We start from the raw sequence: 21,610 nt of genomic DNA on the forward strand, positions 1-21,610 counted from the left end.
AGGAGACAGCCTACCGGGCGATGCCTTCGGAACACCGGTGAGCGGATGGCCGGGTGGCGAAGGTAGGCTGACCGCGATGAAGGTTCTGATCACCGGCGGTGCCGGCTACATCGGCGCGACGATCGCATCGGCCTGCGAAGACGCGGGTATCACGCCGGTGATCCTTGACGACCTCTCCACCGGCCGCGCCGACTTCTGCACGGGTCGCGCGTTCTATGACGGCGATATCGCCGACGCCGCGCTGCTCGATCGCATCCTCGCCGATCACCCCGATCTCGACGTGGTGATCCACTGTGCGGCGCGGATCGTCGTGCCCGAGTCCGTGGCTGATCCACTGGGCTACTACGACGCGAACGTCGCCAAGACCGTCGCACTGCTGCAGCATCTGCGCGACCGTGACATCACGCGGGTGGTTTTCAGCTCGTCGGCCTCGATCTACCTGGGGGAGTCGGGTGAGGGGGTGGACGAGAGTGCACCGATCGCGCCCGGCAGTCCGTACGCGACCACCAAGTGGATGGTCGAGCGCATTCTGCAGGATGCGGCGGCATCCGGTGCCGTCAGGGCGATCTCGTTGCGGTACTTCAATCCGATCGGCGCCGACCCGCAGCTGCGATCCGGTTTGCAGAACCCCCAGCCGTCGCACGCACTGGGGCGCATCATGTCGGCCGCCGCGGCGGGGACACCGTTCCCGCTCACCGGGACGGACTGGCCCACACGCGACGGATCAGGACTGCGCGATTACGTGCACGTCTGGGACCTTGCCCGGGCTCACGTGATCGCCGTGCAACGTTTCGACGAGATCGCGACGGCCGACGAGCCCTATCAGGCGATCAACCTCGGCACCGGCTCAGGCGTCACGGTGCGCGAGCTCATCGCGGCCTTCGAGGCGGTCACAGGTGAGCCGCTCGAGGTGGTCGAGGTCGACCGACGCCCTGGCGATCAGGCCGGTGCCTTCGCGATCGTCGACCGTGCCGGCGATCTGCTCGGCTGGCGGGCAGAGCGCTTGACCGCCGAGGGCGTGCGCGACGCCCTCGCCTGGGCACAGAAGCTCGCAACGCTGGGCTAAGGGCCGGCCGTCACTCCTGTGGCGGCAGTGTCGGCATCGTCTCTGTCTGGGCGGCGTCGAGGTCTTCTCGCCATGACCGCGTCTGCCCTGCGCGCAGCGCACACAACACGAGCAGCAGCCACCCCGCCCCGGCGAGGGTGAAGCTCTCGAACATCGACTCGATCGCCAGGGTCACCAGCACCAGCGGCGTCCAGGCGTAGACCACCGAGCGACGCACGCTGACGACCAGCCAAGACCGCACGAGTGCGACACCGCCGAGCACCAGGAAGAGCACGAGTCCGACCCAGCCGAGCTGCAGCAGCACGTCGAAGTAGGCGTTGAGCGCAGAGCGGTGGGTGTCCTCCAGCAGGATGTTCACATAGACGAACGGGAACTCGTCGGCCGGCCAGCGCCCGAACCAGCCCCAACCGAGCACCGGACGCTCGGCGATGAACTCCAGCAGCTGATTCCACAGATCCGCCCGGGTGGAGAAGTCCGACCCGGCGTCGAGCACGCGGATGATCTGATGACGCAGCGCGAAGGCGGTGAGCAGCCCCACCGTGACCAGCGCTCCCAGCGCCCACTGTGCGAGGGCGCGTCGCTCCGGTGGCGCGTGGCGCACGATCGACAGCGCAGCGGTGGCGACGCCGACACCGGCCGCCAGCACCACGACCGACGGCGAGGACGACAGCAGCGCGAGCATCCCGGCCAGCGCGATCGACGCGACGCCCACCCCCCGCGTGACCGACCGCGAGCGCCACTCGATCACGAACGTGATCAGCGCGATCACTGCGACGAACCCCAGCATGTTGCGGGTGCCGAAGATGCCCTGGATCGGGCCGCCTCCGGCGAGATTGCCCTGGATGCCGAGGAACGGGAACGGCATGTCGAGCAGCACACCCGAGAGCAGCTCCAAGCCCAGCGAGAGGACTAGCAGCCAGCGCAGCGTGTCGCCGATGGCGCGCACCGTCTGCAGGGTGTCGCGGACGTGCCCGATGGTGATCGCGATCACCGTGTACCCGAGCAGCGCGATCCACCCGTTCAGGGTGTCGCCGGTGTCGGTCGTCCACAGTGCGCTCAGCAGCGCCAGGGCGAGGAAGGCGAGCAGGGACGACGGGGCGAACCTCAGCAGCGTCAGCTCCGCGCGCCGCACCCACAGGATGCCGAGGCCGACGACGGCGAGCAGTGAGATGCCGGCGACCAACGTCACGGTCGACGTCAGACGCTGGATCGCGAAGGACGCGAAGGTGGCGGCGAGTGCCGTGAGCGCATATGCCTGCGCGAACTCCGCCGACGACAGCAGCGCCCCGAGGTACCGTCTGGGGGTCATGGCACCTGTCGCGCCTTGGCGCCGTGGCTGATCAGCGGCGTGCGCTCGCTGAGTCCGACACCCACCAGCGGCACCGACTTGATCTTGAACGACAGCATCACCAGCAGCAACCAGCCCCACAGCATGATCGGTGCGGACTCAGCCAGGCCTTCAATGAGCAGCACGGCGACCAGCAGCACCGGCGCCAGCGCGATCGCCGAGTACGGGCGTTGCGCGTCGAGATCCCAGCGAGGGCGGTCGACGGCGAAGAACCACGAGCGCCAGAGCAGAGCAAGCCAGGCGATCGCCATGAGGATCACGCCCACGACGCCGAGCTGCAGAAAGACGTCGAGCCACATGTTGTGCGCATGGAACACCGTGATCCCGTGGTTGAGGATCCAGCCGTCGAACGTGGGGTCCCAGGGGACCCAGGGGGAGGAGAACCCGTTGCCGAACACGGGGCGTTCGGCCGCGCGTGCCCAGACCGCGTTCCAGATCTCGATCCGCCCGGTGAGGTCTGATCCCTTGCCGAGCACGTCGAGCAGGGCATCACGCAGGACCCAGGCCGCCACAACGCCGACGAGTGCCACGGCGCCGAAGCCGATGTAGACATTGCGGCGTTTGCGGGGGCTCGTGGCGGCGCGGGCCAGAAGTGCCGCGGTGAGCACGACCAGCACCACAAGGGCACTGAGGTAGACGGTCGCCGAGGCGGCCTTCACCAGCAGCACGAGCGCGAGCGCGGCCCACACTAGGAGGGCACCGCGACGTCGCGCTCGGGCGACGAAGAGCACACCGAAAACGATCAGCGCGAACAGGCACATCATCGCCAGAGTGTGCGCGTTGCCGACGATGCCCTGAATGCGTCCGCCGTCGAACAGATTCCCGCGGACCCAGTACAGGTGGGGATCGATCTCATCGGGGACCTCGAGGAAGTTCGGCAGGAGCGGATGCTGCAGCACCAGCGCGACCCACAGTTCGATGGCCAGAGAGAGGGCGAGGATGAACTTCATCACGGTCGACAGCGCGCGGATGATCTCTTGCCACGTGAGCATGCTCGCCACGAACAGGGCAGTGACGGTCACCGCGAGCAGCACCGGCCAGGTGGTTGCGGTGGCAGCGGGCCAGCGCGACCAGAGCAGTGAGATCAACGCCAGCGCGGCATAGCCGAGGGCGGTCCAGGGCAGTCGCCGCCAGGGGAAGCGCGTCGGGCGCTGGTGCGCGATCGCGGGGATCCACACCGCGAGCATGGCCGCCGTCACCACCAGGGTGACAATGCCGGCGCCGATCGGTCCGACCAGGTTGTACACCGCCGTGTGCGCGAACACGCAGAACAGCGCGATGATGCCGAGGCCACGCACCATCAGGTGCCCCGTGGTCTCGCGTGCAGGCGCCGCAGGCAGGGGAGCGGCGGGATGCTTGGTGTACTGGGCCATCGCGTTCAGGCTACCGCGCCGACTCGGGTGCGCACCGTACGCTGGACAGATGCTGCTCCCCATCTCGAACGTGCCGCGCGACTACGCCTGGGGGTCGACCACCCTGCTCGCCGACCTGGAGGACCGCGCTCCCGCCGCCGCGCCCGAGGCTGAGGTCTGGTTCGGCGACCACCCCGGCGATCCCGCCGACGTTTCCGGTGGCGGCACGCTCGCGGATGTCACCGGTGGCAGCCTCCCGTACCTGCTCAAGCTGCTCGCCGCGGCCGACCCGCTGTCCATCCAGGTGCACCCCACCCGCGAGCAGGCCGTCGAGGGCTTCGCTCGCGAGCAGGGCCTGGCCGTCGACGCCCCCGCTCGTAACTACCGCGACGACAACCACAAGCCGGAACTGATCGTGGCGTTGCGCGACGGATTCCTCGCCCTGGCAGGTCTGCGCCCGGTCGCCGACACCCAGCGTCTGCTGCTGGCGTTCGGCTCGCAGCCTGCGGCCGACCAGTTGCGCGGCTGGCTGAGCGCTGACGGCGACGTGCTGCGCGACGTGATCGCGCGCCTGCTCGGCGGGCAGGCGGACGACGTCGTCGCCGGGGTCATCGCCGGACTGGACACGGCGACCTCTGACGAGTTCGCCGCCGAACTCGCGGTCGTGCGCGACATCGCGGCCCGGAACCCGGGCGATGCCGGCGTCGTCGTCGCGCTGCTGATGAATCTCGTCGAACTGCGCCGCGGAGAGGCGATCTTCCTGCGCGCGGGCCTGCTGCACGCGTATGTCTCTGGCATCGGTGTCGAGATCATGGCCGCCAGTGACAATGTGCTCCGCGGTGGACTGACCCCCAAGCACATCGATGTGCCCGAGCTACTCTCCGTGCTTGACACGACCCCCGGCGACGTTCCCGTGCAGCGCCCCGACCTCACCGCGCCCGTCGCCGAGTATCCCGTGCCCGTCGCCGACTTCGGCTTGCGTCGGGTGCGCATCGATGGTGCGGTCTCCGTCGAGATCACCGGCCCGGCAATCGTGCTGGCCACTGCCGGCGATGTGCGTGTCGCGGCTGCCCAGAGCGCGGTCGTGGTGCCGGTGGGGACGGCAGTGTACGTCTCGCAAGACGAGGACTCGCTGCTCTTCTCCGGCGCAGGCGAGGCCTTCATCGCCCAGCCGGGTCACGCAGCGGATTGACCGGGCGCGACACGCCGATGCGCGTCAATGAACCTTAAAGGGCATCTTGAGGGTTTACCATCTGCGACTTGACCCCAGCGAATGACACGGGTGTAATTAGGTGAAGTACGGCCCGTGGGGGGCACAGGCTGGGTTGGGAGATCGAGATGACGGGTTACCGTTCGGACGTCCCCGAGAACTGGTTCGTTGATCCGGTCAATCTCGGGGTTCCCGGTGTACGTCGGGTAGAGCAGGATGACGACCAGGCACTCGCCTGGCAGGCTGACGCGCTTTGCGCCCAGACCGACCCCGAAGCCTTCTTCCCCGAGAAGGGCGGCTCCACGCGAGACGCCAAGCGCATCTGCACGTCGTGCGACGTGCGGGGTGAGTGCCTCGAGTACGCGCTCAACAACGACGAGCGCTTCGGCATCTGGGGCGGTCTCAGCGAGCGCGAGCGTCGCAAGCTCAAGCGCCGCGCGAGCTGAACGGCTTGGCAGGCGCGCCGGGTCGGCTCACGCCTCGCCGCCCGCACCCTGCCTAGGCTGGCCAGGTCATGCCAGCCCGAGTCCATGCCATCGTCGTCGCGCGCCCCGGTGAATCCGCCCGCGCGCACCTGCTCCACACGCTCGACGCGCTCCGTGCGCAATCCGTCCGCCCCGCCGCGGTGACCATCGTCGTCACCGGGAGCGCGGAAGCGCTCCGCCGTGGCGATGGGCTCGATGGTTTCGTCGAAGGGATCATCGAGGGGCGTGGCGGCATGTCCTTCGCCGAGGCGATCGCCCTTGCCCAGCCTCGGGTCTCCGCCGAGAGCGCCGTCTGGCTCCTCGCACAGGACACCGCTCCAGCCCCCGGCGCCCTCGGCCACCTCACCGGTGCCCTCGAACGCTCCCCGTCGGCACTGATCGCTGCTCCCAAGCTCGTCAGCCTGAAGGACGATCGAGAGATCGTCTCGCTCGGCATCAGCATGAGCCGGTACGGGCGCACGGTGGAACTGGCCGCCGATGAGCTCGACCAGGGACAGCACGACGGCATCGAAGACGTCCTCTCCGCAGACATTCGCGGCATGCTCATCCGTTCCGAGGCGCGACGTCATCTGCAACCCGACCCGGCGCTCGGCGATGCCGACGAGGGTCTCGACCTGGGTGTTCGCGCGCGCCTCGGCGGCGGCCGGGTCGTGCTCGTGCCCCAGGCCCGTGTCGGTGTGGCACCGGACGGCCCCGCCGCCCTGCCCCGTCGCGACGTGGCTCGAGCGTGGGCCGTGCGGCGGGCGCAACTGCACCGGCGCCTCTCCTACGCTCCGGCTCCCGCGGTGCCGCTGCACTGGCTCAGCCTGTTGCCGCTCGCGCTCTGGCGATCGATCACGCACCTGGTGGGCAAACGCCCCGCCGAGGTCGGCCCCGAGTGGGGGGCCGCGCTCGCCGCCATGGTGCGGCTGCCGTCCGTGGCCCGCTCGCGCGCCGCCATCCGCTCATTCCGGCACGCGTCCTGGTCGAGCATCGCGCCCCTGCGAGTCTCACGGGAGCAACTGCGGCAGCGGCTCGATGACGGGCACGGCAGCGAGGGCGGCGCGGTCAGCGAACTCAACTTCTTCTCGGGCGGGGCGGCCTGGGCCGTGATCGCCGCGTTCGTCGTGGGGCTGACCGCCTTCACCTCCCTGCTCGCCTGGCCTGTGCTCGGCGGGGGAGGCCTGCTGCCGTTGCGCGACACACTCACCGCGCTCTGGGCCGACGCCGCCTGGGGCTCGCGCGGACTCGGTCTCGACCTCGTGGGCCCTGCCGATCCGTTCAGCGCGGTGCTCGCCGTGCTCGGCTCGCTGTGGCCGGGCGCGCCCTCGACCGCGCTGCTGCTGGTCTGGCTGCTGGCCCTGCCTCTGGCCGTGCTCGGGGGATGGTTCGCGGCGACGCGCGTGACCGATCGCGCCGGGCTGCGCGTGCTGGGCGGTGTCGTCTGGGCACTCGCCCCGACCTTCCTGACCGCCCTCGTGCAGGGGCGACCGAGCGCCGTCCTGCTGCACCTGCTGCTGCCGTGGGTGTTCCACTCCGCCGTCGTCGCCCATCGCTCCTGGGGCGCCGCCGGTGCGGCATCGCTGCTGACCGCAGCCGCCCTCGCCTGTGCGCCCTCCCTCGCGCCTGCCTTCGGGCTGCTCTGGCTGATCGCTCTGGTGTTCGCGCTGTCGGCCGGTCGCATCCGCGGCGCCATCCGGCTGATGTGGGTGCTGATCCCCAGCGCGGTGATGTTCGCACCGCTCGTGTACTGGCAGGTGCGTCACGGCGACGCCTGGGCACTGCTGGCTGACCCCGCCGTCATCCGTCCGACGACGTCCGTGACAGCGGATGCCGGCGGGCGCGCGATCCTCGCCACCGGCTTCCCCTCCGATGACGTCGCCGGCTGGACCTGGTTCGCCGGCCCCGAGATGGCCGCCTGGATTCCGCTGCTGCTTGCGCCGCTCGCACTGCTTGCGCTCGTCGCGGCGCTGTCGCCGCGCTGGCGCGCGGGGATCTCGCTGCTCGTCGTCGCGGTCTGCGGTTTCGCAACCGCTTACCTCGCCGTCGGGGTCGTGGTCTCCTTCGCCGAGGGCGTGGGCGTGGCCATCTGGCCCGGCACCGGCCTGAGCCTGGCGTGGATCGGTCTGCTCGGCGGCGCCCTCGTGGCTGCCGACACCGTGCTGTCGCTCGGCTGGGCACGCACGGCCGCCTCTCTGGTGACCGGCCTCGCCGTCGCGGCGTGTGCGGTCCCCGCCCTCTCCGCCGTGCACCTCGGGCAGTCGGCGCTGCGCGATGGCCCCGAGAGCACGCTGCCTGCCTTCGTCGCGGCGCAGTCGACCGCGGAGGTGGAACGCGGCACTCTCGTGCTCACACCGCTGAACGACGGCTCGCTCTCGACGCGCCTGGTCTGGGGCTCCAGCGACACCCTCGGTGCGCAGACCACGATGATCAGCACCGGTTCGGTCGCCGAAGACGACCTCGCCGTCGATGCCGTCGACCTGCTGTCCGCCCGCGACTTCGATGCGGCTGCGACGCTGGCCGCCGACGGGGTGAGCTTCGTGTTGCTCGCCCAGGTCGACGGCGAGGGCGACCGGGCCCGAACGATGCGGGGCGCGGCGACCACTGCCATCGATCAGCGCGCCGGTTTCGTCAAGGCCGGTGAGACCGAGCGAGGCACGCTGTGGCGTATCGAGGGTGCCATCGCCGAACGCCCGGCTCTGACCGACGCGCAGCAGGCCACCGCGCGCGCCGTCGTCGCCGGGCAGCTGCTGGTGATCCTCGCCGCGCTGCTGCTGTCGATCCCGACTCGGGCGTCCCGCCGTGCGGCGCGATCCCGATCGCGCGTGGTCGGCCGTGCTCCGGAGGAGCCTCTGGTGCTTCCTCGCCGGCGCGACGACGACGTCTCGTCAGACGAAGAGGAGCCGAACGACGTGGCCGAGCAGCCGGAAGCAGAGGAGACGCGATGAGCACCCGACGCGGCATCCGCATCGTCACTGGCGCCCGTGTGGTCGCCGGTGCCGTCGTCGCCGCCGGCTGTGTGCTGGCGGTGGTGCTCGGTGCCAGCGCACCGCTTCCCGGCATCCGCAACACGCCGGCCGTCTCAACCGTCAGCCCGGTACCGGGCGACACGGTGATCGTGTGCAACGGCTCATTCCGGGCACTCGGCCGCGACAGCGTGCGCGCCGAGGCGATGGTCTCGGCGGCAGGCCCGACCCTCACGGTCGACCGCACGCAGGCCGAGCCGGAGGTGGCAGAGCTGGCCATGCCCGATGTCACCGGCGGTGCAGGCGCGCAGAGTCTGACCGGAGTCGTCGTCGACCGCGTCGCGCCCCTGCTGTCGGCGTCGGAGTCGATGACGGTGGATGCCGACGATATGCGGGGCTTCGCGGCGGCACCCTGTCGCGAACCGGCGACCACGTCGTGGCTCGTCGGTGGTGACGTATCCACAGGTGCATCCGATGTGATCGTGCTCTCCAACCCCGGCGACGTGCCGGCGACCGTGCAGATCGATGTCTACGGCGAGGCCAGAGCGGCCTCCACGGCCGTCGTTCCGGCCGGCACACAGCTCGGTGTACCGCTGGCCTCGGTGGCCGCGGGTGAGCCGCGCCCCGTCGTGCAGGTGACCTCTGACGGCGTCCCGATTCGGGCCTCGCTGCAGTCGTCGCTCATCCGTACCCTCGACCCGGTCGGCATCGACCTGCAAGACGGCGTGACCGGACCGCAGGACCGCCTGACACTGCTGGGTGTGCAGGCCTCACACGCACCCGGTGACGACGCGACCGCCGTCGTACTGCGCGTGCTCTCACTCGAAGCCGACGCGCAGGCCGTGGTGGGTGTTCGGCCGGTGGGCGGCGCGGCGTCTGACGTCGAGGAGTTCCCGGTCGCGCTCACCGCTGATGTTCCCGCCGAGGTGGCGCTGTCGGGACTCGAGCCCGGCGTCTACGATGTCGAGGTTACCGGCACCGCTCCGATCGTGGCTGCCGTCCGCCAGACCGTGCGCGCGGGGACCCAGGCGGATTTCGCCTGGATGACCGCCGCTCCCGAGATCGTCGCTGAGACCGCGTTCACGGTGCCCCGCGGCCCGTCCGCGACACTGCTGCTGAAGAACAACGGAGCCGCCGACGTCAGCGTGGGACTCGCCGGCGGCGGCGAGGACCAGCAGGTACTGGTGCCGGCGGGTTCGTCAGTCAGCGTGCCCGTCCGCGCGGGTTCGTCCTGGCGTCTGAGTCCGTCGGGGCCGGTGCGCGCCGCGGTGACCATGGTCGGGGATGACGCCGACGCGAAGGTCGCCGGCTGGCCGTTGACCCCGAGTGCGGTGAATCAGCAACCGATCGACGTGCGCCCGTGATTCTGACCCGGCCGACGTTCCCGCGTCAGTAGCGGGGACCGTCGGGGTCGAGTTCCCAGGGCTCCCGGCCGATGTACCGGGCCGCTGCCTGGAAGACGGCACCCTCGACGGCCATCCGACGGTGCGCGGCGTCATCGTGGCCCTTCGGCAGGAGCCGCTCGATCGGGATCCGGTAGAGCGAGATGCGCTTGCCCGGCACATCCACACGCCACCGCGCCAGACCGGCCTCGTTGTCGTGGGTCGGCATGGCGGAGATCTCGAAGCGTACATCGCGCAGCTCTGGCCACGTACCGCGCAGGTACTCCACCGCGCTGCCGACCGTGATCTCGAACCGGTCCAGGCGCCCGTCCAGGGGCGGCAGGGGAGGGCGGACGACCTCGCTGCGGCCGAGACGCCCGTGCCGGCCATGCCGCGCAGGGCGCGGGGCTGCTGACGGGGTGGAACGGCGACGAGGCATGCTGTGAAGTCTAGGCGCTGCCGCGCGGCGCGCACCGACCATCGGTGTGCCGCCGTAGCGTGTTCGGGATGGATGATCGACTCAGCACCGACCAGCGGCTCTGCTCGAAAGTCGCCTGTGCCCGCGAAGCCGTGGCGACGCTCACCTACGACTACGGCGACCAGATGGCCGCCCTCGGGCCGCTCGGTCCCGCCGGGGCGCCGCATGCGCATGACCTGTGTGCCACGCATGCCGACCGGCTTTCGGTTCCCGCCGGCTGGCTGGTCGTGCGCCACGAGGCGCTGCGCGCCTGATCAGACGCCCACGCGCCGACCGGTGAGCTTCTCGGTGCGTGCGTCGGCGAGTGCCAGTGCGCGGCGTTCGCGCTCGCGGCGCAGCACGGTCGCCGCCTGGAGGATTTCCTCGGCCGGCGCGGCGGGCATGGGGGAGATGTACGGCGTCGCTTCGACGAGGAGTTCGTGAGCGATGCGCGTGCGGGGCGCAGGGGCGAGGTGGTGAGCTGTGCGCAGAAACTGGGAGATGCGACGGGCCAGGCGATCGGGCAGGCGCGCGACATCGGCGATCGTCGCCCACTCGGCCAGCGAATAGGGCATCACCGGCTCGTGCGGCGGCAGTGGCGGCGTGCGCACGCGCTGGCTGTACGTGCCGGCGACAAGGTCGCCGAGGCGCTGGGAGCGCGCGGTGAGGGCGCCCACGACGACGGCCAGGCCGCCCAGCGTCGCGTACACCTCGAGCACGCCGATCAGTCCACGGATGAACGAGTGGCGGAAGGTGATCGCTCCGCCGTCGACTCGCACGATCCGTCCGCCCACGATCAGCTTGCCGAGGGAGCGGCCCCGGGTGGCCATCTCGATCGTCACCGGAAGCACGAGAAAGCTGGTGACCAGCGTCGCGACCAGGTAGATGCGTGCGGTGTTCTGATCGAGCAGTCCGTTGAAGGTGAGCCAGAGTTGCAGCAGCACGAAGGCGAAGTACACGACGAAGCTGATCAGCATGTCGACCAGCCCGCCGGCCGCGCGGAGCAGGAAGCCGATCGGCTGGACGTCGATCGCGACGGCTTCGCCGGAGAGGATCTCCTGGTCGTCTGCGATCGGGGTCGACATGAGTACAGTAAATCAGGTGGATGCCGATGCGCTCAGCGATGCACGCCGCCCCGAGTGGGAGCGGCTCGACGAACTGAGCCGCACGCGGCGACTTTCCGGCGCCGAGGTCGATGAGCTGATCGTGCGCTACCGCGCGGCATCCGCCGACCTCGCCGAACTCAAGACTTCGGTCGGGGATTCGCCGCAGGGCACCTACGTGTCGACGATCCTCGCGGCCGCTCGCCTGCGGTTGACGGGAGCACCGAGCAATTTCATCGCTCAGACCGGCCGCTTCTTCGGTTCGCAGCTGCCCGCCGCCCTGTATCGCATCCGATGGACGACGTTGATCATCGCGGTGCTGTTCCTGCTGGTGTGGGTGATCACCGCGGCGTGGATCGTCTCAGACCCCGCCCACCTGGCGGCGCTCGGAGAGCCGCAGTATCTGAAGCAGTACGCCGAAGAGGAGTTCACCGCGTATTACGCGCCGACCGCGTCTTTCGCCGGGATGGTGTGGACCAACAACGCCTGGCTCGCCATGCAAGGGGTGCTGTTCGGGGTCACCGGTGTCTGGCCGGTGTGGATGCTCATGCAGAACGCGCTGAACCTCGGGGTGGCCACGGCAGTGATGACCGCCTACGATCACCTCGACCTGATGGTGCTGCACCTGCTGCCTCATGGTCTGCTCGAGCTGACCTGCATCTTCGTGGCCTGTGCGGCAGGTCTGCGCGTGTTCTGGGCGTGGGCGGCCCCGGGGCGACGCACCAGGGGCGAGGCGCTCGCGCAGGAGGGGCGCGCACTGGCCACCGTCGCCATCGGGCTCGTCTTCGCGCTCGGTCTGTCGGGCCTCGTCGAGGGGTTCATCACCGGCTCCGCGCTGCCCTGGCCCGTCAAGATCGGCATCGGTGCGGCAGCCCTGGGGATCTTCCTCTTCTACATGCTGGTGATTGGTCGCCGAGCAGTTCGTCGTGGCGAGAGCGGCGACCTCGTCGAGCAGGAGGCGGGAACGCCCACGCTCGTCGCCGGTTGACGACCGTCAGCGCTGCAGGTCGGCCGACGGTGCGCTGACCGTGCCGTCGAACAGCGCGCGATAGGCGAGGCCGGCGACCATCGCGCCCGCGACGGGGACGACGAGGAACACCCACAGCTGCGCCAGGGCGTCCGTGCCTCCGTAGATCGCCGTCGCCAGCGATCGGGCGGGGTTGACCGACGCGTTGTCGACCGGGATCGCGATGAAGACGATGAGCGCGAGCGTCAGGCCGATGGCGAGTCCGGCGAACGGTGTTCCGCGCTCCGGATGCGTGGTGCCCAGGATGACGAAGAGGAAGAACGCGGTCAGTACGAACTCGATGATGATCGCCGCCATCATGCCGAAGCCGCCGGGGGAGAGCGCGTCCCAGCCGGTGCTGGCGAAGCCGGCATCCTGCGCCGCGGGCAACCAGGCGTCGGGACCGAACAGCCCGATCAGGGTCAGCGCGGTGCTCGCGACCACGGCGCCGACCATCTGGGCGGCGATGTACGGGCCGACGTCGCGCCACGGCACCCGACCCGCGGCAGCGACGCCGAGGGTCACGGCCGGATTGAAATGTCCGCCCGAGATCGGTCCCCAGGTGTACGCGCCTACGATCACCGTGAGTCCGAAGGCCAGTGCCACGGCGACGTAGACGGCGGAATTCGCTCCCGGGTCGGTGAAGTGGTTCGACGCGAACAGGGCGGTGCCCACGCCGCCGAACACGAGCAGGAAGGTGCCGAACCCCTCGGCGGCGAGCTTGGAACCGAGGGCGGGAATGGTCGGGGCCGCCTTGTCGCTCACTGCGTGTCCTTCCGCTCGCGGCACGATGCCGGTCGCTCCACATGATCCCGTTCGCCGCTGCTGTCGGCAGGAGGCGCGCCGTGCCCCCGCCCGGAACCAGGGCGCGACACGCCCAGGCAGGGTCCGTCTTTTCTTGAACTATTCAAAAGAAGCTACGCTGGATGCATGACCGCCGCTGTTCCCGTTTCCGCCGCCGACGCCATCCGCGCCGCCGGTCTCCGGGTCACCGAGCCGCGCCGAGCGGTCTTCACCGCCCTCGCCGGGCACCCGCACGCGAGTGCGGAAGACCTGCATGCGCAGCTGCCCGAGGTCAGCTTGCAGTCGGTGTACAACGCCCTCGGCGACTTCGCCACGGCGGGGCTCGTGCGGCGGATCGAACCGGCAGGGCATCCGATGATGTTCGAGCTGCGGGTCGCCGACAACCACCATCACCTGGTGTGCACCGGGTGCGGCGCCATTGAGGACGTCGACTGTGCCGTCGGGCACGCGCCCTGCCTCATCCCCAGCGAGACCCACGGTTATCGCCTCGCGACCGCCGAGATCACCTACTGGGGCCTCTGCGCCGACTGCGCCCAGGCGGCGGACCCGGCCTGACGCCTGCGCTGTCAGGTCCCCACATTCTGCACATATCCGCAGAACAGGAAGGACAAACATGACCGACGTCGACACCCACGAGACTGTCGAGGCGGGCAGCTGCCCCGTCGTGCACGCCCAGCCGCACCCCACCATGGGATCGGCCAACCGCGTCTGGTGGCCCGAGCAGCTCAACGTGAAGATCCTCGCCAAGAACACCGCTGAGCGCAGCCCGCTGGGAGCGGACTTCGACTACCGGGCGGCCTTCGAGGCGCTTGACCTGGATGCCGTGAAGAAGGACATCGCCGAGACGCTCGTCACCTCTCAGGACTGGTGGCCAGCCGACTTCGGCCACTACGGCCCGCTGATCATCCGAATGGCCTGGCACAGCGCCGGCACCTACCGCGTGACCGATGGCCGTGGCGGAGGCGGCACCGGTCAGCAGCGTTTCGCGCCGCTGAACAGCTGGCCCGACAACGTGGGGCTCGACAAGGCGCGCCGCCTGCTCTGGCCGATCAAGAAGAAGTACGGCCAGTCGATCTCATGGGCCGACCTGATGATCCTCGCCGGCAATGTCGCGTTGGAGACCATGGGCTTTGAGACCTTCGGCTTCGCCGGCGGCCGGGTGGATGCCTGGGAGCCGGACGACGACGTGTACTGGGGCCCGGAGACGACCTGGCTCGCCAACGGCCGCTACTCGGGTGATCGCACGCTGGAGAACCCCCTGGCTGCCGTGCAGATGGGCCTCATCTACGTCAACCCGGAGGGGCCGGACGGCGAGCCCGACCCGCTGGCCTCCGCCCGCGACATCCGCGAGACCTTCGCCCGCATGGCGATGAATGATGAAGAGACCGTCGCGCTCATCGCCGGCGGCCACACCTTCGGAAAGACTCATGGCGCGGCTCCCGCCGACCACGTCGGCGCCGACCCTGAGGCAGCAGGACTCGAGCAGCAGGGCTTCGGCTGGCAGAACTCCTTCGGTACAGGCAAGGGCGATGACCAGATCGGCTCTGGCCTGGAGGTCACGTGGACCTACCACCCGACCCGCTGGGACAACGAGTTCTTCCACATCCTCTACGGCTACGAGTGGGAGCTGTTCGACAGCCCGGCCGGTGCCAAGCAGTGGCGGCCGGTCGGGGGCGGCGGCGCCGACATGGTGCCGCTGGCGCACTCCGAGGGCCGTCGTGAGCCGCGCATGCTCACCAGCGATCTGGCGTTGCGGATGGACCCCGAGTACGACAAGATCTCGCGTCGATTCAAGGACGACACCGCCGCCTTCGCCGACGCCTTCGCTCGCGCCTGGTTCAAGCTCACCCACCGCGACATGGGCCCGCGCGTCCGCTACCTGGGCGCGGAGGTTCCCGCAGAGGAGCTCATCTGGCAGGACAACGTCCCCGCGGTCGAGCACGCCCTCATCGGTGCGGCCGAGATCGCCGATCTCAAGGCGCGGGTGCTGGCATCCGGTCTCAGCGTCGCCGACCTCGTCTCGGTGACGTGGGCAGCGGCATCCTCTTTCCGCGGCAGCGACAAGCGCGGCGGCGTCAACGGCGCCCGCATCCGGCTCGCCCCGCAGAAGGACTGGAAGGCGAACAACCCCGAGCGTCTGGCCCGCGTGCTGGGCGTGCTCGAAGGCATCCAGGCCGACTTCCACGCCTCGCGCACCGACGACGTGCGCGTCTCGCTCGCTGACCTCATCGTGCTCGCCGGTAACGCCGCAGTCGAGAAGGCGGCAGCCGACGGTGGCGTCGAGGTCGAGGTGGTCTTCCACCCCGGGCGTACCGACGCCACCGCTGAGCAGACCGACGTCGAGTCGTTCGCCTTCCTCGAGCCGGCAGCAGACGGTTTCCGCAACTACGTCGCAGACGAGGTGGCAGCCGTCCCGGCCGAGCACATGCTGCTCGACCGCGCGAACCTGCTCACCCTGACGGCGCCGGAGATGACCGTGCTCGTCGGCGGCCTGCGCGCACTGAACGCCAACTGGAACGGCTCGCCCTACGGCGTGTTCACTGAGCGGCCGGGTGTGCTCTCGAACGACGTGTTCGTGAACCTGCTCGACCTCGGCACCACGTGGAAGCCGCTGGACCCGGGCTCGCACGCTTTCGAGGGACGCAAGGACGGCTCAGGTGAGCTGGTCGGCTACGGCACGCGCGTCGACCTGCTGTTCGGCTCGAACTCCGAACTGCGTGCGCTCGCCGAGGTCTACGCCGCCGACGACGCCACCGAGAAGTTCGTGCGCGACTTCGCCCTGGCCTGGGGCAAGGTGACCGAACTCGACCGGTTCGACCTGCGCTGAGCCCACACCCACGATGCCCCGCACCCGTTGAGGTGCGGGGCATCGTGCGTCCGGACGCCGGGGCGCATCGGACTCAGAGCAGGCCCGCCGCCTTGAGCTCGAGGTAGCGGTCTGCGATGCGTGGGGGCAGGGTTTCCGGATCGGCCGCCACGGCCTCTCCGCCGGCCCGCCGCACGGCATCCGCCACGATCTCGGCGTCACGCAGGCTGCGCTCGGCCGCCGCGGCGAGATAGACGTCCTCCCGAGAATCACGGCGCCGGGCGAGCTCACCGATCGCCTCGTCGGTGACCGACCCGACGAGCACGGTCGTCGCGCGGGACGAGGTCGGGAACGCGCCGAGGAAGCCTCGCGCGGACTCCGCGGCATCCTGCGCGGTGAGGACGACGATCAGCGACGGGCGCGTCGTCATCGAGCGGATCGCCGCGAAGGCGGCCGGCCAGTCGGTGTCGACGAGGCGGGCGTGCACCGGCGCCATCGCATCGGTGATCGCCGGCAGCAGTGCGGCCCCGTCGACTCCGGTGACCCGAGCGCGAGAGACACGATCGAACAGCAGCACGTGCACGTGGTCGCCAGCCCGATTGGCCAGCGCCGCGAGCAGCAGCGTCGCCTCGAGCGCGGCATCCAGCCGGGTGCCGTCACCGACCCGAGCCGCCGCTGTGCGCCCCGTGTCGATGAGGATCACCACGTGGCGGTCGCGTTCGGGTCGCCAGGTACGCAGCATCGTCGTGCCGGCGCGTGCGGTCGCGCGCCAGTCGATCGAGCGGATGTCGTCGCCTCGCACATACTCGCGCAGCGAGTCGAATTCGGTGCCCTGGCCTCGTACCTGAATCGAGGTGTTGCCGTCCAGCTCGCGCAGGCGGGCCAGGCGAGAGGGAAGATGCTTGCGTGAGCGGAAGGCCGGGAGCACCCGGAGCGCCCCGCGCACGTCGTGTCTGCTCTGCCTGCCGCCCAGACCCAGCGGACCCCGCGAGCGCACGATCACGAAGTCACTCTCCAGCTCTCCACGCCGGCGCGGGAGCAGCGGCACCTCGACGCGACGTCGTTCGCCGGGCGGCACCGTGATGCGCGGACGCTCTGTCGGGGCGCCTGCCGTGGGCTGCCACGCATCGCGGAGCCACCCGCGGAGGGTGCGGGCGCCGTGATTGAGCACGGCGACGCTCACGGTCACCGGCTCGCCCTGACGTGCCCGGTTCGGCACCCGCCGGGTCACCACGAGACTGCGCGTGCTCGCGGCGAGGGCCACGTCAGCTGCCAGCAGCACCGCGCACAGCACCAGCCATCCACCGACCACCAGCCAGGCGGGCACCCCGATCGTGCTGAGCAGGACGACCGGGATCACCCCGAGTCCCACCAGCAGCGCGAACAGGCCGGTCACGAACACTTAGATCGGCACCCGGGTCTGCTGCACGACCGACTGCAGCACGGCATCCGCCGAGACGCCTTCCATCTCGGCATCCGGCCGCAGTTGCAGGCGGTGCCGCCAGACCGGCATGAGCATCGTCTGCACGTGGTCAGGGGTGACGGCGCTGGACGCGTTCAGCCATGCCCACGCCTTCGCCGCCGCGAGCAGTGCGGTCGCCGCACGCGGGCTCGCGCCCAGCTCGACCGAGGGTGACTGTCGGGTCGCGCGGGCGAGGTCGACGATGTATGCGAGCACATCGTCGGTGACCTGCACGCGGGCCGCGGCGTCCTGTGCAGCGCGGATCTCGTCGGCGGTCACGACAGCCTCGATGCCGCTCAGCGCACGGGGTGAGAAGCCATCGGCGTGCAGGCGCAGCACCGATACCTCGGCATCGCGTTCGGGCATGGCCACGACGAGCTTCATCAGGAAGCGGTCCAGCTGTGCCTCCGGGAGTGTGTACGTGCCCTCGTGCTCGACCGGGTTCTGGGTGGCGGCCACGAGGAACGGGTCGGGCAGGCGACGGCTCTCACCATCGGCCGAGACCTGACGTTCTTCCATGGCCTCCAGCAGCGCCGCCTGCGTCTTCGGGGGTGTGCGGTTGATCTCATCCGCGAGCAGGATGTTGGTGAACACCGGACCGGCGCGGAACTCGAACTCTCCCGTGCGTGCGTCGTACACCAGCGAGCCGGTCACATCACCCGGCATGAGGTCGGGAGTGAACTGTACCCGCTTGGTGTCGAGCCCGAGAGCGCGTGAGAACGACCGCACGACGAGTGTCTTCGCGACACCAGGCACGCCCTCCAGCAGGACGTGTCCTCGCGCGAGCAGCGCGACCAACAGGCCCGTGACAGTGCCTGCCTGGCCGATCACGGCCTTGTCGACCTCGAGACGCACGCGGTGCATCGCGTGGCGGAGCGCGTCATCTGTCGCCGCGGTCGCGTCGGGGGTGTTCACATCGGTCACTGGTCGTTCCTTTCAGTGCGGGCGGTGGTTTCCACCGCCGCCTCCAGATCGGCGAGGCCACGGGCCAGGGCGATGAGGTCGGGGTCGTTCTGTGGCAGCGGTCCGGCGAGCAGCTCGTACAGCGAGCCGCGTGGCACCCGGAGGCGGTCGGCGGCAGCATCCGCAACTTCCTGCGCGGTGGCGCGCGAGCTGAGTCCGAGCCGGCGCGCGAGACGGAGCACGGTGCCGGTCCGGATCTCGGTCGCCGCATGACCGGCATCCGCCGCCTTCGCCGTCAGGCGAGCGCGTCCGTGCATCGTCTCGGACGCACGGACCGTCACCGGCAGCGATTCGGCGACCAGGGGTCCGAAGCGCCGACCTCGCCAGGCGATCGCCGTGAGGCCGGCGATCGCGAGCAGCACCAGCGCAGGGGTCACCCAGTCGGGCGTGAGCGACCCGAGGGTGTCGGCGTCATCAGCGGTGTGGTCACCGTCATCGATGTTGGGCACGTACCAGAGCACGTGCCCGGTCTGACCGAGCAGGCCGAGGGCGAGGGCGGCGTTGCCGTTTTCGGCGAGCTGCGCGTTTGAGAAGAGCCGGGTGCCCTCGACCAGCGTGACGCGCTCGAGCGATGAGTCCACCAGCACCGCGGCACTGCCGTCGGGCGCGGTGAAGCATCCGGTGGTGCCGGCCGACGGAGTGAACAGCCGCTCGGGCGCGATTTCGCCGACGCGGGACAGATACTCGATCTCGCAGCCGACCTCCGCGGTGTCGACCTGCGTCTGCGATGGTTCGCCGAGGGCGGTGAGGCGCAACAGGCGCGAACTCACCGAGAGGAAGACCGTGCGCTCGGAATCGTTGAGCAGCGACACGACGGAATCGTCGCTGAGGGGATAGGGATCGGTCATCACGAGCGTCGTGTCATCTCGCAGCCGGTTGTACAGCTCATCGCGGGTACGGACCACATCGACCGTGACCCCCTGCTGGCGAAGCACCTCGGCCAGAGCCTGCGCGCCGTAGGGGTTGCTCACATCGGGGTTGAGGGTGCCGTCCAGCGGCGGCGCCGTCGCGACGAAGCGCATCGCTGTGAGTGCGATTCCCACCAGCAACACCACCACGAACAGCCAGCCGAGGATTTTCCCCCACCGTCCTGCCGGAGGCGCGGCGGCCGTGGAGACAGGGGGCTCGGCTGTCGTATCGACAGTGCGCTCGGCGATGCTCATGCCGGCACCCCCTCGGGCTCGGCCGCATGCACCGGAGCGGCCGCCGAGACGGCCGCATCGATCTCGGTGATCGCGCGATAGTCATCCGCGGCGGCTGCGACGTCGAGATAGCGGACACGGTCGAACAGCACCGCCGCGTCATGCAGGCGTGCGGAAAGCACGGGGAAGACGGTGGATGCCTCGCGGGAGATGCCCTGCGCGGTGGCGCCGGGGGCGGGGTCGATCAGGTCGCGCTCCAGAAGCGCGCGGGCGATCGCCCGGAACCGCAGGACGACGGCGGAGTCGAGATCGCCGCTCTTCGCGGCGCGATCGGCTTCCGCGCGCAGTTGCGCAGCAGTGCGGTCGTCGCGTTCCCCGAGCAGATCGGTGCGCCGCCGGATAGAGCGGGAGGCGCGCGGGCGTCCCCAGATGATGAGCGCGACCACGATCGCCGCGATGAGCACCATGACGATCAGAGTGGCCGCGAACGGGGCGATGTTGCCGCTGCCGTCACCGGAGAACAGACCGATGATCGCGTCGACGATGTCACGGGCGAGCTGATCGAACCAGTTCGGCTTGGCCTCTTGATAGGCAGCCTTCTCCAGCTCGTCTTCAGCCCACTTCTGGGCCTCGTCTCCGTCGGGGATGAAGACGCCCGCGGAGGCCAGCCGCCAGCTCATGCGCTGCCGCCGCCCGGCGGTGCCCAGGTGGAGTCGGCCTGCCCAGGCGCCTGCGGCGGCGGAGCGACGGCAGGGGGCGGCGGAACCGGTGCGGGCACCGGGGCATATGGCGGGCCGGGCGTGCCGTACTGTCCTGCCGGACCGTACGGACCCGGGGCGCCGTAGCCAGGAGGCGGGCCGTAGCCGGGGGCAGCACCATACCCGGGGACGGGGGCGGGGGCCGGCGCGGCGCGAGGCGGTGGCGCACTCGAGACCGCTCGTTCGGGATCGACGCGGTACGGATCGCCGAGATCTTCATCGCTCACACCCAGGGAGCTGCGCTCGGTATACGACAGCAGAGCCTGGTCGAGCCCCTCGTACCGCATGCGGGAGTCGAGATAGATGAGAGCACCGCCCGTTGCCTGCACGACCAGGGTGATCGCCTGGACGGCGAAGACGAGAATCTGCGGAATGATCATCAGCGCCAGCACCGTGATCATGCTGACCGCATCCACGGCGCCGGTGGGGGCGAATATGCCGACGAGCACCATGCTCAGGATCGTGCCGGGCACGCCGACGACCTGCGCGGCAAGCCCCATGATCGCGCCGATCAAGAACATGACGCCCAGCGCCGGCCAGAAGCGCCCACGGGTCAACCGCCACGACCGCACCAGCGCCGTCCGCAGTGTCGCGTGCTCGATCACCAGGATCGACGGCACCAGCAGCAGCTTGGTCGACAGCCAGATCACCAGCGGCGTGAGCACCAGGATCACGCCGAGCAGTGCGAGGATCACCACGCCAGCCGCCGCGAACGCGTCGGATGTGCTGCCACTTCCCATCAACCCGCCCGCCGCGAGCCCGAAGATGATCCCTGAGGCGAGGAGGATCGCGGCGACGACCACCAACCCCTGCAGCAGTGCGAACACCCACAGGCGCCAGAACGCCGGCTTCATCCGGTTCCACAGTGCCCGCAGCCCGACCGCGCGACCGACGGCGGCGAAGGACACATCAGCGGCCACCACGCCCTGCACGACGGCGGTGAAGGCGACGGATGCCAAGGCCAGGGCCACACCGATGATCAGGTTCAGCGCGATGGTGCCGGCAACGATAGTCGGGTAGTCGGGCGACGTCTCCGGCACGGATTCCAGGCGCTGTGCGGATGCCAACAGGACGGTCGTCATGATCGCGGTCGTGATGATGACCACGACCAGTTGCACGGTCACCGCGAAACCGAACAGCACCTTCGGGTTGTGACGCAGGGCCGCGAACGCCTTACCCAGCAGCATGCCGAAGGTCATCGGATGCAGCGGGATCGCGCCCCGCTTCGGGGCTGGTGTCCAAGTCTGGCCGCTCACGCGCCCTCCCTCCGTGTGCGCTCCCATCGTGCCACACGCCCCTGACGCGGCCCGCCGCAGGCAAC

19 protein-coding genes are annotated in these 21,610 nt (G+C 70.0%); 9 read left to right on the forward strand and 10 right to left on the reverse strand.

Annotated elements, in window-relative coordinates; translation table 11 throughout:
• Nucleotides 1-76: 76 nt before the first annotated feature.
• Nucleotides 77-1,066 (forward strand): UDP-glucose 4-epimerase GalE, encoded by a 990-nt coding sequence (gene galE, locus WDU93_RS05325; protein WP_337318329.1) that lies wholly within the window; start codon nt 77-79, stop codon nt 1,064-1,066.
• A 10-nt stretch (nt 1,067-1,076) separates the two neighbouring features.
• Here galE and WDU93_RS05330 read toward each other — a convergent pair whose 3' ends face one another.
• Nucleotides 1,077-2,375 carry an O-antigen ligase family protein gene (locus tag WDU93_RS05330; RefSeq protein WP_337318330.1) on the reverse strand — a complete coding sequence of 433 codons (1,299 nt, stop codon included), beginning with the start codon at nt 2,373-2,375 and terminating at the stop codon, nt 1,077-1,079.
• The gene (locus WDU93_RS05335; RefSeq protein WP_337318332.1) at nt 2,372-3,787 is read right to left on the reverse strand and encodes an O-antigen ligase family protein; all 1,416 of its coding nucleotides are present in this window, start codon (nt 3,785-3,787) and stop codon (nt 2,372-2,374) included. The genes WDU93_RS05330 and WDU93_RS05335 overlap by 4 nt, the downstream gene beginning before the upstream one ends.
• Before the next feature lie 49 nt (nt 3,788-3,836).
• On the opposite strand from WDU93_RS05335, the gene manA reads away from it, so the two are divergent.
• The 4 genes from manA (at nt 3,837) to WDU93_RS05355 (ending at nt 9,770) form a co-directional block, all read left to right on the forward strand.
• A complete protein-coding gene (manA, locus tag WDU93_RS05340; RefSeq protein ID WP_337318334.1) occupies nt 3,837-4,958 on the forward strand; it encodes a mannose-6-phosphate isomerase, class I in 1,122 nt (373 codons plus the stop codon).
• A 146-nt stretch (nt 4,959-5,104) separates the two neighbouring features.
• Entirely contained in the window at nt 5,105-5,422 is a 318-nt protein-coding gene (locus tag WDU93_RS05345; RefSeq protein WP_337318336.1) for a WhiB family transcriptional regulator, read from the forward strand.
• 68 nt (nt 5,423-5,490) lie between these two features.
• Nucleotides 5,491-8,388, forward strand: a complete 2,898-nt coding sequence (locus WDU93_RS05350; RefSeq protein ID WP_337318338.1) for a glycosyltransferase — start codon at nt 5,491-5,493, stop codon at nt 8,386-8,388.
• On the forward strand, nt 8,385-9,770 hold the full coding sequence (locus WDU93_RS05355) for a DUF5719 family protein (protein WP_337318340.1): 1,386 nt from the start codon (nt 8,385-8,387) through the stop codon (nt 9,768-9,770). The genes WDU93_RS05350 and WDU93_RS05355 overlap by 4 nt, the downstream gene beginning before the upstream one ends.
• Before the next feature lie 25 nt (nt 9,771-9,795).
• On the opposite strand, the gene WDU93_RS05360 is transcribed toward WDU93_RS05355, so the two are convergent.
• The gene (locus WDU93_RS05360; RefSeq protein WP_337318341.1) at nt 9,796-10,227 is read right to left on the reverse strand and encodes a hypothetical protein; all 432 of its coding nucleotides are present in this window, start codon (nt 10,225-10,227) and stop codon (nt 9,796-9,798) included.
• 68 nt (nt 10,228-10,295) lie between these two features.
• Between WDU93_RS05360 and WDU93_RS05365 the strand changes: the two genes are divergently transcribed.
• Nucleotides 10,296-10,520 carry a DUF3499 family protein gene (locus tag WDU93_RS05365; protein WP_337318343.1) on the forward strand — a complete coding sequence of 75 codons (225 nt, stop codon included), beginning with the start codon at nt 10,296-10,298 and terminating at the stop codon, nt 10,518-10,520.
• Here the strand turns inward: WDU93_RS05365 and WDU93_RS05370 are convergent, their stop codons facing one another.
• Nucleotides 10,521-11,330: an RDD family protein gene (locus tag WDU93_RS05370; RefSeq protein ID WP_337318345.1), complete on the reverse strand. Its 810-nt coding sequence runs from the start codon at nt 11,328-11,330 to the stop codon at nt 10,521-10,523.
• A gap of 16 nt (nt 11,331-11,346) precedes the next feature.
• Here WDU93_RS05370 and WDU93_RS05375 point away from each other — a divergent pair, with 16 nt between their 5' ends.
• The gene (locus WDU93_RS05375; protein WP_337318478.1) at nt 11,347-12,336 is read left to right on the forward strand and encodes a stage II sporulation protein M; all 990 of its coding nucleotides are present in this window, start codon (nt 11,347-11,349) and stop codon (nt 12,334-12,336) included.
• 6 nt (nt 12,337-12,342) lie between these two features.
• Here WDU93_RS05375 and WDU93_RS05380 read toward each other — a convergent pair whose 3' ends face one another.
• Entirely contained in the window at nt 12,343-13,119 is a 777-nt protein-coding gene (locus tag WDU93_RS05380) for an aquaporin (RefSeq protein ID WP_337318347.1), read from the reverse strand.
• 165 nt (nt 13,120-13,284) lie between these two features.
• Here WDU93_RS05380 and WDU93_RS05385 point away from each other — a divergent pair, with 165 nt between their 5' ends.
• Nucleotides 13,285-13,713, forward strand: a complete 429-nt coding sequence (locus tag WDU93_RS05385; protein WP_337318349.1) for a Fur family transcriptional regulator — start codon at nt 13,285-13,287, stop codon at nt 13,711-13,713.
• A 58-nt stretch (nt 13,714-13,771) separates the two neighbouring features.
• On the forward strand, nt 13,772-15,985 hold the full coding sequence (gene katG / locus WDU93_RS05390; RefSeq protein WP_337318351.1) for a catalase/peroxidase HPI: 2,214 nt from the start codon (nt 13,772-13,774) through the stop codon (nt 15,983-15,985).
• Nucleotides 15,986-16,058: 73 nt separating this feature from the next.
• Here katG and WDU93_RS05395 read toward each other — a convergent pair whose 3' ends face one another.
• From WDU93_RS05395 to WDU93_RS05415, 5 genes are read right to left on the reverse strand one after another with little or no spacing between them, the layout of a single operon-like run.
• On the reverse strand, nt 16,059-17,366 hold the full coding sequence (locus WDU93_RS05395) for a DUF58 domain-containing protein (protein ID WP_337318353.1): 1,308 nt from the start codon (nt 17,364-17,366) through the stop codon (nt 16,059-16,061).
• Nucleotides 17,367-18,290 carry an AAA family ATPase gene (locus tag WDU93_RS05400; RefSeq protein ID WP_337318480.1) on the reverse strand — a complete coding sequence of 308 codons (924 nt, stop codon included), beginning with the start codon at nt 18,288-18,290 and terminating at the stop codon, nt 17,367-17,369. It abuts the gene before it with no gap.
• A gap of 56 nt (nt 18,291-18,346) precedes the next feature.
• Nucleotides 18,347-19,552, reverse strand: coding sequence for a DUF4350 domain-containing protein (locus WDU93_RS05405; RefSeq protein WP_337318356.1), 1,206 nt, complete (start codon nt 19,550-19,552; stop codon nt 18,347-18,349).
• On the reverse strand, nt 19,549-20,211 hold the full coding sequence (locus WDU93_RS05410) for a DUF4129 domain-containing protein (protein WP_337318358.1): 663 nt from the start codon (nt 20,209-20,211) through the stop codon (nt 19,549-19,551). The genes WDU93_RS05405 and WDU93_RS05410 overlap by 4 nt, the downstream gene beginning before the upstream one ends.
• A complete protein-coding gene (locus WDU93_RS05415; protein ID WP_337318360.1) occupies nt 20,208-21,545 on the reverse strand; it encodes a hypothetical protein in 1,338 nt (445 codons plus the stop codon). Before WDU93_RS05415 ends, WDU93_RS05410 begins: the two co-directional genes overlap by 4 nt.
• Nucleotides 21,546-21,610: the final 65 nt, after the last annotated feature.

Source organism: Microbacterium istanbulense (genome assembly GCF_037204145.1).
GTDB classification, from domain to species: Bacteria; Actinomycetota; Actinomycetes; order Actinomycetales; family Microbacteriaceae; genus Microbacterium; species Microbacterium istanbulense.

Excerpts from the sequence above, each read along its gene's own strand:
- WDU93_RS05335 (WP_337318332.1), bottom strand. The coding sequence starts at position 3,787 with ATGGCCCAGTACACCAAGCATCCCGCCGCTCCCCTGCCTGCGGCGCCT.
- WDU93_RS05360 (WP_337318341.1), bottom strand. The coding sequence starts at position 10,227 with ATGCCTCGTCGCCGTTCCACCCCGTCAGCAGCCCCGCGCCCTGCGCGG.
- WDU93_RS05400 (WP_337318480.1), bottom strand. The coding sequence starts at position 18,290 with ATGCACCGCGTGCGTCTCGAGGTCGACAAGGCCGTGATCGGCCAGGCA.
- WDU93_RS05410 (WP_337318358.1), bottom strand. The coding sequence starts at position 20,211 with ATGAGCTGGCGGCTGGCCTCCGCGGGCGTCTTCATCCCCGACGGAGAC.
- WDU93_RS05355 (WP_337318340.1), top strand. The coding sequence starts at position 8,385 with ATGAGCACCCGACGCGGCATCCGCATCGTCACTGGCGCCCGTGTGGTC.
- katG (WP_337318351.1), top strand. The coding sequence starts at position 13,772 with ATGACCGACGTCGACACCCACGAGACTGTCGAGGCGGGCAGCTGCCCC.
- WDU93_RS05385 (WP_337318349.1), top strand. The coding sequence starts at position 13,285 with ATGACCGCCGCTGTTCCCGTTTCCGCCGCCGACGCCATCCGCGCCGCC.
- WDU93_RS05365 (WP_337318343.1), top strand. The coding sequence starts at position 10,296 with ATGGATGATCGACTCAGCACCGACCAGCGGCTCTGCTCGAAAGTCGCC.
- WDU93_RS05350 (WP_337318338.1), top strand. The coding sequence starts at position 5,491 with ATGCCAGCCCGAGTCCATGCCATCGTCGTCGCGCGCCCCGGTGAATCC.
- WDU93_RS05345 (WP_337318336.1), top strand. The coding sequence starts at position 5,105 with ATGACGGGTTACCGTTCGGACGTCCCCGAGAACTGGTTCGTTGATCCG.
- galE (WP_337318329.1), top strand. The coding sequence starts at position 77 with ATGAAGGTTCTGATCACCGGCGGTGCCGGCTACATCGGCGCGACGATC.
- WDU93_RS05370 (WP_337318345.1), bottom strand. The coding sequence starts at position 11,330 with ATGTCGACCCCGATCGCAGACGACCAGGAGATCCTCTCCGGCGAAGCC.
- WDU93_RS05330 (WP_337318330.1), bottom strand. The coding sequence starts at position 2,375 with ATGACCCCCAGACGGTACCTCGGGGCGCTGCTGTCGTCGGCGGAGTTC.
- WDU93_RS05405 (WP_337318356.1), bottom strand. The coding sequence starts at position 19,552 with ATGAGCATCGCCGAGCGCACTGTCGATACGACAGCCGAGCCCCCTGTC.
- manA (WP_337318334.1), top strand. The coding sequence starts at position 3,837 with ATGCTGCTCCCCATCTCGAACGTGCCGCGCGACTACGCCTGGGGGTCG.